Here is a 12,854-nt window from a genome sequence, read left to right as displayed (position 1 = left end):
ATCATACCGTCCCTGAGCGGGTAGCGTCATGCCTCAGTTGTCGGAATCAGTCTGCCGGGGAATACAGCCGAGTATATGCTCCCGGACCTCGTCGGCATTGGTTTCGTTGACCAGCTCGTGCCGGGCTCCGGCAAACAGCCGCTCGGATGCGACGTTCAGCCCCGCTGCCTTCAGGTTGGCCACGTGCCGGCCGAAACCTCGCCCCATTTCTCCCACCGGGTCGCGGTCTCCCGCAATCAGATGCACCGGAAGGTCTTTGCGCCAGGCAGCCGGGTTGATGTCCAGCATGCCGGCAATAAAGTCTGACCACAGGCCTACGGTACAGGAAAAGCCGCATAACGGGTCTTTCAGGTAGCGGTCGACCTGCTGTGGGTCGCGGCTGAGCCAGTCATGGCTGGTGCGATTGGGGGCAAAGGCCTTGTTGAAGGCACCGAACGTCATGTTGTCGACCAGTGGGCTGTGATGCCGTTTCCCCCGCAGCGCCCTGATAAGTCTTACCAGTGCCAGGGAGATCAGGAGTTTCGGTTTGTCGATGCGATTGGTGGCGCAGAGTATCAGGTTGTCGATCTGGTCACCGTACTGCTGGGTGAACGCCTGGGCGATGAACGAGCCCATGCTGTGCCCGAACAGGGTCAGCGGAAGATCGGGAAACTGCTTTCGGGCATGGACCACCACTTGCTGCAGGTCATCCACCACCTTTTGCCAGCCCCGGTTGTCAGCGTAGTGGCCAAGTTCGGTATCAGGGCAGTGTGGCCCATGGCCCCGGTGCTGGATAGCCATTACAGCCACCCCTTGCTGGTTGAGCCATTGGGCCAGTGGCTGGTAGCGGGCCGCGTGTTCGGCCATGCCGTGAGCAATGACCATCACTGCTGTGGGGTTCTTTGGCACCCACGACAGCAACGGAATCCGGTGGTGATCCGGACTGTTGATAAAACGTTCCTGCAGGTCCATGTCAGCTGAATCCGGGCTTGTTGTTGGCGTAAACCGGAGTCTAGCGGTAAAACGCGTCTGAAAGTGAGACAGGTCCTGAAAATCCGCGGTCTGCGCAGTTATTCCGCATCCCTTTCCCATTCCGGCGGTTTCCACAGGTGCTTCAGGCGCAAGAACAGGCTGCCGCCGGGCCGGGCCATGGCCCGGAACAGGTCGACATATTCGTGAGTCCACAACACCAGCAGGTTGTTGGAGTGCACCGGGCGGGTAATGCCGTATTCCGGCGGTGCCTGTTCATCCTCCGCCACAAAAGTGCCGAACAGCCGGTCCCAGAGGATCAGCGTGCCACCGTAGTTACGATCAATATAGCCCGGGTTGCGACCGTGGTGAACCCGATGATGGCTGGGGGTGTTGAACACCAGTTCCACCCAGCGTGGCAGTTTGCCGACCAGGGTGGTGTGGATGAAAAACTGGTAAACCAGTGACAGGGCGTAGGCAATGCCGATCCACACCGGATTGAAACCAATAAGCGCCAGAGGCAGGTAGAAGATCCACATGCCGTTGAAGATGTTGGTGGCATTCTGGCGCATGGCGGTGGAGAAATTCATTCGCTCCGAGGAATGATGCACCACGTGCGCGGCCCAGAACCAGCGTATGCGATGGCTGGAGCGATGCATCCAGTAGAAGCAGAAGTCCACGCCCACAAAGGTCAGGAACCCTGTCATCCAGCTCAGTTCCAGGTCCAGAATCCGGTGGTGATAGAGAAAGGCGTAAACGGGAAAAGCGATCAGGCCTGCGAATAACAGTTCTGTGACCTGATAGCCGGCACCCAGGGCAAAGTTGCGAAGGGCTTCCGGCACATCCATCCGTGCAGGGTCATGGCGAATGCGCAGGTATTCCCAGAGGGTGACGGCTATGAACACCGGTGTGGCCACCACAAAGATCAGTTGTCGTTCATCCAGTGCCAGCCAGGGGGTGAGGGTGTTCCAGAGTGGCAGCAGCCCGCTACCTTCCAGTACTGACACCATCATGTCCATCAAAGCCATGCGCTATCCGTATTTTAGTTGTTGGTATGAATTAATTCTGCGCCCATTGCCCTGGTAAAAATTGACAATCCACGCCACAAAATGGATCATCGACGCCAATGTGGTGGGGGCTTTCGGCATGATGGAACATGAACAGTGGCCAGGGTAATCCGGGTAACCGGTGCCTGGACCGGACTGCTTTCTGACTGGCTGGACCGCGAGGGGCTGGATGCCGGCCCGTTGCGGTTGGCACTGGCCCGGTGGGCATCACGGGACAGTGTGCCGGTACCGGTGTGGCGCGATCTGCTGTCGCAGGGTCTGGCTTTGGTGCCCGGCCGCAGTGCGCCGGAGTTGGGGGTGGGCGCCTGCGTGCTTCCCGGTCATGTCGGCGTTCTGGGTTACCTGGTGCTGGCCTCGGATACTCTGGGGGAAGCCATGCTGGCCTATCAGCGCTATGAAACCCTGTTCTACGGCGCCAGCCTTGCAGAGATAGAGGTGGTCGGTGATCAGGCCGAGATGCGGTGGCCACCGTCGGACAACGAACTGGGCCAGCAGGCGGATGGCGCAGCCATTGCGGCGCTGGTGACGTTCATGCGTCGCCAGATTGATCAGCCGCCGCCACCCTCGGCCGTGAGTTTCCTTGAGCGCGTCGATGGCGAAACGGCCAGGGCTTACGAATCGTTCTTTGCTTGCCCGGTGACCTGGAATGACAGCCACGTGCGGGTGCGGTTTCCACTGCATTACCTGAGTTTGCCCATGCCCCGGCGTGACCCCACCTTGCGGGAGTTGCTGGACCGGCAGGCGAGGGCGTTGGTGCGGGCACTGCCGGAAGAGTCCAGGGGCAGTTCCAACACTGACCGCCAGTTACAGCAGGTGCTGCTCAGGCTGCTTTCCGACGGCGAGCCCACCCTGGCGCGAGCAGCGAATGCCATGCACATGGCACCGCGCACCCTGCAGCGGCGGCTGGCCCGGCACCAGCTGAGCTGGCAACAATGGCTGGACCGAAGCCGCGAGCAACTGGCCCGGCAGTATCTGGCGGACCCGTCGCTGACCCTGACGGACATAGCTCTGTTGCTGGGCTTCTCCGAGCAGAGTGCCTTTACCCGCGCCTACCGCCGCTGGACCGGAAAGTCCCCGGGCAAGGCGCGCCGGCACCAGCTCAGCGATTAGCCGCGTAGACCGTCTCCAGGGGCTGGATTTGCGGTTGCCACTGGTCCAGCCAGACCTTTATATCTTTGGGGATTTTTGCCGGTTTGGGCCAGGGCACCGGGTACTGCTCGGGCTGGAACATGGGCGCGAACAGCGCGGCAGCGGTAAGGTCAGCGCGAGAGAAACTGTCACCGGCCAGATAAGGTTTCTTCTGGTATGCCTCGGCCAGTTCCGTTAGGTAGGCTTCCATGGTTTTCCTTGACTGCTCCGCCGTTTTCTCATTGATCTTCATCCACTTGCGCATGATCTCATCGACCCGGCTGAAGGCCAGCTTCAGCAGAATCCGGTTGTAAAAGGGTGTGCCCGCCGCCAACAGGGGCACCACCACTTTGGGGCGCTGCAGGAAATGGTGGTAGGAGTAACAGCGCACTGCTGGACCTGCTTCCTCATCCAGCCGCTGCTCCCAGGCCAGTGCTTCCTCGCGGGCCTGCGGGTCGGCTGGTGTCAACGGGTTCTCGGGGAAGGTCTCATCCAGATAGTCGATGATTTCCTTTGAGCCCTGAACCCGGTGGCCATCATGGTCCAGTACCGGCACTGATGAATCCTTGCCGGTGAGTTTACGGATGGTTTTCACGTGCTGGCCGGGTAGCAGGCTGATCGCCTCGTAGCTCAGCCCCTTGTAATCCAGCGCCCAGCGAACCTTTTCGCAGTAATGGGAGATCGCAAACTGGTAAAGTCTGATGGCCATGGTGCAGTGTTCTCCAGCGTTATAAATGGCATAAGCGTAATGCTTTGAGGCAGGAAATGGTAACCACTGTGCATTAAAATGGGAGGTTTTCGACATAAGCCGCCGTGATGGCAACACCTCTGGCAACATCTCTAAAGGAACAGGAAACCGATAATGAATGGATTCACTCGCTGTATAGCGCCTGCACTGGCTGCGCTCGCTCTGGTGGCAGGTTGCTCGTCCACGCCCGAAAACAGTCATCCCTCCCCCGCCAGCGGCCCGGCCTCCGGGGCCGTTGAACTGCCCTTTACCGCCACGGGTAATGAGCCCTTCTGGCGCGCCATCGTGGAGCCGGGTCAGCTGGTACTCGAGCGGATGGGCGAAAGCCCGGTCGAACTTCGATACGACACCACCCACAGCAGCGCCACCAGTCGCACTTTCCGTGCTGAAGGAGAAGGTATCCGGATAACTCTGGTTGCCGCCCATCAGCTGTGCCGTGACTCTATGACCGGCATGCCCTATCCCAATCAGGTTCGCCTGGACATCAACGGTGAAGCATTTCGTGGTTGTGGCGGAGAGCCGGCTCGGTTGCTGCAGGGCGCCGAATGGGTGATCGAAGATATCGCCGGTGCCGGCATCATCGACAGTTCACGGGTAACGATAAACTTCATGGCGGAGAACCGGGTGTCGGGAAGCGCCTCCTGCAACAACTTCACTGGTGGCTGGAAACTGACCGGCGAAGGGCTCGGGTTTAATCGGATGGCCTCTACCAGGAAGGCCTGCTCGCCCGCGCTGATGAATCAGGAAAGCCGCTTCCTGTCATTGCTGTCGGACATTACCCGGTTTGATATCGGCCGGCATGGCGAACTGTTGCTGATATCGTCGGATGGCCGGGTGATCACGGCGCTTCCTTCCACAGAGTGAGCCCGTATTTGCCGAGGATCTGCTGGGCGCGGCCATCAGCGATACGCTGGCGGGTGCCCTCCGAAAGGAGTTGTGCCAGCTCCTTTGCGTCTTCCCTCACCGGGGAAAATGCTACAAAGGCGTCGGTCACCCCAATCAGCCCCGAATCACGGGGCGGGTTGACGGCCTTTCCGGTGCTCTTGGCCCACCAGGCCATGACGTACTCGTCTTCAACAAAAATGTCCGTACGATTCTGCTCCAGCAGACCGATGGCCCGGTTCAGGGGGGAGGGGCCGGAGATCACCAAGACTTTTTCCTGGTCGGCTAGATGCTCTTCGATGTAGCGATCCAGCTCTTCGGTGTAGGAGTAGCCGTTGATCACCAGCAGTTGCTGGTCATGCAGGGATTCAATGCCGCCGTAATGCCAGGTGTTGTCCGGGTGGGTGAACAGTGCAATGGATGAATGGCCCTGGGGGGTATCGGGGAAAACAAAGTCCGGGGCATCGGTAATGAAGGCGCCGACCACCGCGTCCAGTCGGCCTTCCCGGGTCATCTGCAGCGCTCTTGCCCAACTGAGGTTGACGTAATCCACGGTGTAACCGGCCTCACCAAGGATGTCGCGGGCAAGGTCGACCATGTAACCTTCGTGATCACTTCCCGCCTCGCAATTGTGGGGGCACCAGGGGTCTGCAGCAATGACAATGGTGTCGGGCTTGCCCTGGTTTTCGGTAATGCCGGAAGCAGGTGCTTTGCGGGCGGCGGTATCCGTGCCGGTTTTCGCAACCGCTTCGGAAATGTCGTTATCCTGAGGCGAACAGCCCATGAAGAGGATGAACAAAAACGCCAAGACGACAAGTCGGGACATGATCATTGTCCAGGGCGCCGCGAAGCTGCGGCAACACCCCATCATAGCTCCCGGATCATCAACCTGTCATCTGCCTGTGCGGGGCCCCGAACAGTGTCAGTAACGGCTCCTGGCGTCGCCTTCAGAGGCTTCGGTGGGCACCAGTGCCTTGACGAGCTCCTTCATGTCGAGAATGCCAACCTGTCTGCCTCTTTTCACCACACGATAGGTGAGATCGGTGTTGCCATCCGATCGGGCGATGACCGACTCCAGATTATCGCGGTCGGAGATATCGCCGGCACAGTCTTCCGGTGCTTCCGTGGTTTTCTTCATGATCGAGCGTACCCGCAGCACCCGGGCCCGGTTGATGTCACTGATGAAGTCGGTGATGTAAGGGTCGTTGGGCGACATCAGGATTTCCTGGGGCTCTCCCTGCTGAACAATGTGTCCATCCTTGAGGATAACCAGGTGGTCCGCCAGCTTCAGGGATTCGTCCAGATCGTGGGTGATGAACACCACGGTTTTCTGCAACTCGTCCTGCAACTCCAGTAACAGGTCCTGCATGTCGGAACGAATCAGCGGGTCTAGAGCCGAGAAGGCCTCGTCCATCAGCATAATGGGTGAGTTCGATGCCAGTGCCCGGGCAATACCCACCCTTTGCTGCATGCCACCGGAGAGCTGGTGTGGGTACTGGTACTCATTGCCTTCCAGGCCTACCCTGGCGAGCCATTTTTTCGCGTCGGCCTCGAATTCCTCCACGGAGTAACCCCTTACCAACAGCGCCATACCGGCGTTTTCCAGCACCGTTTTATGGGGCAGCAGCGCAAACTTCTGGAACACCATCGACATCCGTTCCCGGCGGAGTTTCCTCAGCTGATCCTCGTCGAATTGCAGGACGTCTTCGCCATCCACCTGGATCTCACCTGCGGTGGGCTCGATGAGCCGGTTGAGATGACGTATCAACGTGGACTTGCCGGAACCGGAGAGCCCCATAATGACGGTGATTTCGCCCTCATGCATGTCCACATTGATGTCCTTGAGACCAAGCACATGGTTGTGTTTCTCCAGCAGTTCGGCTTTGCCCATGCCACCACGCACATGCTCCAGAGCACCTACAGGGTCCGGGCCGAAGATCTTGTACAGGTTCCGGATGGAAATCTTGATATTCCGGTCCACAATTCGCTCCCTTACTGATTTTGTGAGGCGTTAATACGCGCCAGCGAGGCCTTGGTAACCCGGTCGAGGATGACCGCCAGGATCACGATGCCGAGGCCGGCAACCAGGCCAACGCCTAGCTCAAGGTTGCGGATACCCTGGAGCACGAGAACCCCGAGGCCGGGTGCCGACACCAGGGAAGCGATAACAACCATGGCCAGGCTCATCATGATGGTCTGGTTCACGCCCGCCATGATGTTTGGCAATGCCAGCGGAATCTGGACCTTGAACAGTTTTTGCTGGCTGGTCATGCCAAAGGCGTCAGCGGCTTCGATCACGTCCTTGTCCACCAGCCGTATGCCCAGATTGGTAAGTCGGATGACCGGCACAATAGCGTAGAGAATAATGGCGATGCCATAGAGTTTGGATTCGGTCACGCTGAACAGGAAGATCAGCGGGATCAGGTACACAAAAGGTGGTAATGTCTGCAGCATGTCCAGCACCGGTACCGTCAGGCGCTGCATCATGTTGCTGCGGGACATGGCTATCCCTATGGGCACACCGAACAGCACGCAGATAAGAGCGCAGACAAAGATGATCGACAGCGTTTCCATGGCGTATCGGTAGTAGTCGATAAAGGCCAGCAGGAACAGGCTCCCTGCTACAAAGCCGACCAGCTTCCAGGACTTGGTAACAAAGAAGACCACCGCGAGCAACAACGGTATAACGATCCACCAGGGTGTGTTCAGCATGCCGTAGAGTGTACCGTCGAGAGCCCAGCTGAGGGGCTGGGTTAAAGGATCCAGAACAACGCTCAGATTGTCCTTTATGGACAGAAAGCCCTCTTCAAGACCCTTTGTGAGATCACGGGACTGCGGAAAAGCCGCGCAGGATTCGTTAAGCGCGTCCATGGACGGAAAGGGGGTGTCCCAGAGGGACTCGGGTTCGCCGGTTGTTCCCTTGGTTTTCTGCAGTAACGCGGCCATCGACATGGGGGCATCACTCTGGCCTTCGGAACACCACTTCTCCAGTCCCAGTGATGAAAATATAAAATCGTAGGTAGCCATCGGCGGTCAGTTCCCCGTCACATTCAATTGGTAAGGCTCGTTTCGAGTTCCCCGGTATCGGAGTTGACAGGGCCGGAAGGACCGGCCCTGTCAGGGTAGGCAGGAGATTACTCTCCCATCACCTCAGCAAGGCGTTCCCTCGCTGAATCGTTCAGCCAGGATGACCACTCATCGCTGTTGTTACTCAGGTAATAGACGGCTGCTTCTTCAGCAGAGGCATTGTTGGAATCCATCCAGGCCAACAGTGCGCTCATGGTGGACGTCTTGAAGGTCATGTGGCTGAGCATTTCCGCCACTTCCGGCTCTCGCTCCTTGAAGTCGGTGGTGATGGAGGTGAGGATCGTTGCCGCAGGGAACTCAGATACGCCCGGATTCTCTGCGTTCTGGGTCTGATTGCGAGTGTGGACCTCGGGCTTGTACTCACCGAGCTCAACCCGAGTCATATCGTACTTGCCGAGAGGTACGGTGGGCCCCCAGTAATAGCCAAACCAGGGCTCTTCCGACTGAACCGCCGATGCCATGGATGAAGCCAGGGTCTCGCCGGAACCGTGGTTGAACACCTCAATGCCGGAGCTTTCCAGATCGAGCGCTCTGATCAGGTTGTCACTGACCACGCGGCAGCCCCAGCCGGTCGGGCAGTTGTTAAAGCGGTTGCCCACCAGGTCCGGATTTTCCATGACCCCTTCTATGGTGGTCAGTTCCGGGTGCTTCTCGGCCAGATAGGTAGGAATCCACCAGCCTTCAACACCACCCGGGTCCAGTACTTCGGCTACGCGCTCGATTTTGCCCTGTTCTTCCAGTTCCAGATAGGCTTCACCGGCGGAGTTGAGCCATAGTTCGGTAACAATGTCCGGCTCTCCATTTTCCGCAACTGAGGTAACGGCCGGAACGGTATCAGAAGGAACCACCGTTACATCGCAACCGTAACCCTGCTCCATGATGAATTTGGCAACACCGGTCACAACGGCGTTTGACGCCCAGCCCATCTCGGTGATTGATACTTCACCGCAATCGGCCTGGGCAAGTGCAGGAACGGACATCGCGCAAAGCAGCGCGACTGGCGTTAGCTTTCGCATGATTGGTTCTCCTTGTTGATTTTAAAAATACGCGGAAATACATCCGCTTGAGTGGTCCGGATGACCTCTCGAGAAGTGAAGACGCCTGATTGATATAGCGCTTTCAAAGGACAAGACAAGTGCTATGACCCCGGTTACTACGTATATGTAAGAGTAACGCCCTGAGCGTGAGTTACAAGGCATTCATGTAAAATGTCGCCTCAAGCTGAACACGCCGTCAGGTTTTTTGGCTGCACTGTCAACGAACTGAAGCAATTCTGCAGTAGCTTGAAGGGTTGTCCGAGACCGGAGAACCCCATGACTGAATTACGCGAATTGACCCCCCATTCTGCGGTTCCCACGGAACAGTCCCGCCGCAATAGCCGCCAGCGACACCTGCTGAGAACCTTTCTGCCGGAGATGGTTCGCCTGGAACGTATACTGGCAGAGGCGCCGGGTGGGGTTTCAGTGAGCACGCTCGCGCGGGTTGGCCTGAAAGAGCTCGGCCTGCCGATCTATCGGGTTGATCTCGGCAGTGGTTCGCCAGCCGCGCCGGTGGTCTTGCTGGTTGGGGGCGTGCACGGCCTCGAGCGTATCGGGAGTGAAGTGGTGATGGCCTGGCTACGTAACCTGCTCGCGCGGATTTCCTGGGACAGCCACCTTCAGGCTTTGCTGCAGAAAGTCCGGGTCACTCTGCTACCGATACTGAACCCGGGTGGCATGTACCTGAACCAGCGCAGCAATCCCAATGGGGTCGACCTGATGCGCAACGCGCCCATCACGGCCCAGGATCGCAGCGCCTTCCTGTTGGGCGGGCAGCGGTTTTCACCGCGCCTGCCATGGTTCATCGGGGATCCCGAGCAGGGCATGGAAGCAGAAAACCAGGCCCTGGAATCCGTGATCTCGGAACTCTTGCCTGGCCGTCCCTTCAGTGTTGCACTGGACTGCCACTCAGGCTTTGGCTGGCAGGATCAGATCTGGTTTCCCTATGCCTATCGCCGGCGGCCCATGCGACGGCTTGCATCGGTGATGGCCCTGAAGTTGATCTGGGAACAGGCGTGGCCGGAACACAACTATCGCTTCGAGCCCCAGTCCCGTCACTACCTGACCCACGGTGATCTATGGGATTACTTCTATAAAAAGATTAACCGCAGCGGCGAAGGGGCGTTTATTCCCCTCACTCTCGAGTTGGGCTCCTGGCGCTGGATCAAGAAACGTCCGAGACAGTTACTGCGCCTGGACGGATTCTTCAATCCCCTGGTTCCTCACCGGCATCGCCGGGTATTGAGAAGTCACCTGACCTTTATCGATTTCCTCCTCAGTGCCGCAGCCAATCATGAAAACTGGTTGCCGCACGGAGAAGCCGAGTCCATGCTTAGGGAAGCCGCTATCGCACACTGGTACAGGGACCATTACTGACAATGCACTGGATTCTGTTGCGTGGACTCACCCGGGAGCAGTCACACTGGGGAGCGTTTCCACGGCTGCTTGCAGATGCTTTTCCGGGACAGCAGTTTCATCTGGTGGACCTTCCCGGTACTGGCGTGCACTTCAATGACCCCTGTCCGGAGAGCATAGCGGCCATTCGTGAGAAAGTCCGACACAGTGTCGAACATATTCCTGGCCCCTACAGCTTGCTGGCACTTTCCATGGGCGGAATGGTCGCGCTGGACTGGGCCCAGCATGTACCTGCGGGAGAAATCCAGAACCTGGTATTGATCAACACCAGCTCCGGGTTCAGCAGGCCCTGGCACAGGATGAGGCCGGGGGCATGGCCCCGCATTGCGCGTTTGCTGTGCCGGCGTGAACTGTTTGATCGCGAGGCGGATATCCTGCGGCTGAGCTGCAACCGGCCAGTCGGCCTGGACACCATGAAGCACTGGTACAGCATACAACGCCAGCGCCCGGTCAATTTCCGCACTGCCTGGGCCCAACTGAAAGCCGCCGCCCGGTTCAGGCTGCAACCGGAACGGCCCCTGCCAGACGCTTTGTTACTGGCCAGCAAGGGCGATCGCGTTGTTCACTGGAAATGCAGTGAAGCGCTCGAGCAGCGCTGGCAGTGGACCCTGAAAGTGCATCCCACAGCCGGCCACGACCTTCCGCTGGATGACCCGGAGTGGATTATCCGCCAGATGAAAAGCTGGTTGCCGCGATAATTGCGGTTGCTTGACGCAACTGTTCTTCCGCGTCACTCTCCTATACGATTTATCGGTGTTTACCCATGATGATGTATGGAGCCCGGAACAATGAAAATTCTTGAGACCAAAACCGCCCCGAACCCGCGCAGGGTACGTATGTTCATGTCTGAAAAGGGATTGTTGGACAAGGCGGAGTTCGTTGAGATCGATCTCCTGAAAGGCGAGAACCTGACACCGGAGTACGCGGCCAGGAACCCGATGAAGAAAGTACCGGTATTGGAGCTGGATGACGGTACCTGTATCTCCGAAACCATGGCCATCTGCCGTTACTTTGAGGAAAGTTACCCGGACACGCCGAGCCTGCTGGGTGATACGCCATTGGAAAAAGCGTTGGTGGAACAGTGGCTGCGCTGGATCGAGTTCTCCCTCTCCATGCCTACGGGTATGTGTTTCCAGCACACCACCGGTTATTTCAAGGACCGGATGAACCCAATCAAGGAATGGGGTGAGGAGTGCCGAACCAGTGTGGAAAAGTTCCTGCACTTCCTTGATAAGCAGCTGGACGGAAGGGAATACATCTGCTGTGACCGTTTTACGGCCGCCGACATCAATGCCTTTACGTCAGTGGCATTTGCCCGCGTGGTAGATATCCGCATCAAGCCTGAGCAGACCAATCTCCAGGCCTGGTACGATCGCATCAAGCAGCGCCCTTCCGCCCAGGTTTAATCACTGACAGCAGGCATTGCATCAGCCGATCCGGCGATTTCGACCCGGTTTCGCCCTTTGTGCTTGGCACGGTAAAGGGCTTCATCAGCCCGGCTGACAACGGCGTCGATGTCATCGCCATTCTGAAAGCTGGCGACACCCAGGCTGATGGTCTGATGAATACGGTTGTCGCCTGCTGCAATGGTTGAATCCGCCATGGAGGCCCGGAGCTTTTCCGCAGCTTCCTGGGCGCCAGCGCTGTCGGTGTCCGGCAACAATATCAGCAGTTCCTCTCCGCCCCAGCGGCAGAGTGCGTCCTGCCGCCTTAGCGCACCTTCAAGTCGTCTTGCGGTCTCCTGGAGCACCAGGTCTCCGGCATCATGCCCAAAGACATCATTCACCTTTTTGAACAGGTCGAGGTCACCGAGGATCAGACTGAACGGTGTGCCGGCCCTCTGTGCATGTTGCAGCTCATGATTCAGCAGTGGCCATATCGCCCGCCGGTTCAGTAGCCCGGTTAACTGGTCCGTTGCGGCCATTTCCCCGAGCGTCTGGCGGGCTTCGAATTCACTGGTAAGCACTCTTCGCAGGGCTTCCATCACTATTATGCCGATGAGCATCATCATCAGAGGGTCGAAAAACAGTGGCAGGATATCCGTGAAGGCGATGCCCAGAGATGCGGCTGCACCGGCAAACAGCCCCAGGGGAAGCAGGAACAGCAACGCCCATTCTTTGATGCCCCTTACGGCCAGTACTGACACACCAAAGAAACTGATCACCAGGCCATTGCTGATCTGATAAAGCCCTGAGGTACCGGTTTTCAGATAAAGCAGTAGCATGGACAGAATCATTGCCATAACGGACAGCCCCATCAACCTTAGAAAATACCGACTGGGCCAACGGAAGCCACCCAGATAATGCCCGACCAGAGTCATCGATGATGTCAGAATGACGGGTAATCGGAGCAGAAACTCAATACCCAGTAATTCTGAGCTGTGGACGTTACGCAGAGGATGGGAAAACTGGTAAATGAACACGGTAATCAGCAGCAGCCAGGCGGCCACCACGGCAACTTTGCTTTCCAGGGCCTGCAGGTGAGCTTCGTAGGCAGGTTGCCACTTCTCCGGGATCGCTGGCCCTGAAAGTTTCATAGTGG

Annotated in this window: 13 protein-coding genes; 5 read left to right on the top strand and 8 right to left on the bottom strand. The window is 58.0% G+C overall.

Annotated elements, in window-relative coordinates:
* Positions 1–33: 33 nt before the first annotated feature.
* Complete coding sequence (locus FDP08_RS10735; RefSeq protein ID WP_137436159.1) at positions 34–951, bottom strand: alpha/beta fold hydrolase; 918 nt, start codon at positions 949–951, stop codon at positions 34–36.
* A 98-nt stretch (positions 952–1,049) separates the two neighbouring features.
* Positions 1,050–1,976, bottom strand: coding sequence for a sterol desaturase family protein (locus tag FDP08_RS10730; RefSeq protein WP_137436158.1), 927 nt, complete (start codon positions 1,974–1,976; stop codon positions 1,050–1,052).
* Between the two features lie 135 nt (positions 1,977–2,111).
* On the opposite strand from FDP08_RS10730, the gene FDP08_RS10725 reads away from it, so the two are divergent.
* Entirely contained in the window at positions 2,112–3,125 is a 1,014-nt protein-coding gene (locus FDP08_RS10725) for a helix-turn-helix transcriptional regulator (RefSeq protein ID WP_137436157.1), read from the top strand.
* Here FDP08_RS10725 and FDP08_RS10720 read toward each other — a convergent pair.
* A complete protein-coding gene (locus FDP08_RS10720; RefSeq protein ID WP_137436156.1) occupies positions 3,115–3,852 on the bottom strand; it encodes a glutathione S-transferase family protein in 738 nt (245 codons plus the stop codon). The two genes, FDP08_RS10725 and FDP08_RS10720, sit on opposite strands and share 11 nt — an antisense overlap.
* 153 nt (positions 3,853–4,005) lie before the next feature.
* Between FDP08_RS10720 and FDP08_RS10715 the strand changes: the two genes are divergently transcribed.
* Positions 4,006–4,755 carry an META domain-containing protein gene (locus FDP08_RS10715; protein ID WP_137436155.1) on the top strand — a complete coding sequence of 250 codons (750 nt, stop codon included), beginning with the start codon at positions 4,006–4,008 and terminating at the stop codon, positions 4,753–4,755.
* On the opposite strand, the gene FDP08_RS10710 is transcribed toward FDP08_RS10715, so the two are convergent.
* The 4 genes from FDP08_RS10710 to FDP08_RS10695 form a co-directional block, all read right to left on the bottom strand.
* Positions 4,730–5,599: a substrate-binding periplasmic protein gene (locus tag FDP08_RS10710; RefSeq protein ID WP_137436154.1), complete on the bottom strand. Its 870-nt coding sequence runs from the start codon at positions 5,597–5,599 to the stop codon at positions 4,730–4,732. The genes FDP08_RS10715 and FDP08_RS10710 overlap by 26 nt on opposite strands.
* Positions 5,600–5,695: 96 nt before the next feature.
* Entirely contained in the window at positions 5,696–6,754 is a 1,059-nt protein-coding gene (locus FDP08_RS10705; RefSeq protein WP_137436153.1) for a betaine/proline/choline family ABC transporter ATP-binding protein, read from the bottom strand.
* Between the two features lie 11 nt (positions 6,755–6,765).
* Positions 6,766–7,800, bottom strand: a complete 1,035-nt coding sequence (locus tag FDP08_RS10700; RefSeq protein ID WP_137436152.1) for an ABC transporter permease — start codon at positions 7,798–7,800, stop codon at positions 6,766–6,768.
* A 107-nt stretch (positions 7,801–7,907) separates the two neighbouring features.
* Positions 7,908–8,876 carry an ABC transporter substrate-binding protein gene (locus tag FDP08_RS10695; RefSeq protein ID WP_137436151.1) on the bottom strand — a complete coding sequence of 323 codons (969 nt, stop codon included), beginning with the start codon at positions 8,874–8,876 and terminating at the stop codon, positions 7,908–7,910.
* 297 nt (positions 8,877–9,173) lie between these two features.
* Here FDP08_RS10695 and FDP08_RS10690 point away from each other — a divergent pair, with 297 nt between their 5' ends.
* From FDP08_RS10690 to FDP08_RS10680, 3 genes are all read left to right on the top strand, one after another.
* Positions 9,174–10,274, top strand: coding sequence for a M14 family zinc carboxypeptidase (locus tag FDP08_RS10690; RefSeq protein WP_137436150.1), 1,101 nt, complete (start codon positions 9,174–9,176; stop codon positions 10,272–10,274).
* A gap of 2 nt (positions 10,275–10,276) precedes the next feature.
* Positions 10,277–11,011: an alpha/beta fold hydrolase gene (locus FDP08_RS10685; protein WP_137436149.1), complete on the top strand. Its 735-nt coding sequence runs from the start codon at positions 10,277–10,279 to the stop codon at positions 11,009–11,011.
* Positions 11,012–11,101: 90 nt separating this feature from the next.
* On the top strand, positions 11,102–11,719 hold the full coding sequence (locus tag FDP08_RS10680) for a glutathione S-transferase family protein (RefSeq protein WP_137436148.1): 618 nt from the start codon (positions 11,102–11,104) through the stop codon (positions 11,717–11,719).
* Here the strand turns inward: FDP08_RS10680 and FDP08_RS10675 are convergent.
* Entirely contained in the window at positions 11,716–12,849 is a 1,134-nt protein-coding gene (locus tag FDP08_RS10675; RefSeq protein ID WP_137436147.1) for a GGDEF domain-containing protein, read from the bottom strand. The genes FDP08_RS10680 and FDP08_RS10675 overlap by 4 nt on opposite strands.
* Between the last annotated feature and the right edge of the window lie 5 nt (positions 12,850–12,854).

The sequence above is a fragment of the Marinobacter panjinensis genome (assembly GCF_005298175.1).
Taxonomy (GTDB): Bacteria; Pseudomonadota; Gammaproteobacteria; order Pseudomonadales; family Oleiphilaceae; genus Marinobacter; species Marinobacter panjinensis.
The sequence above is the reverse complement of the archived record's forward strand: the minus strand, read 5'-3'. Positions and strand labels throughout refer to the sequence as shown.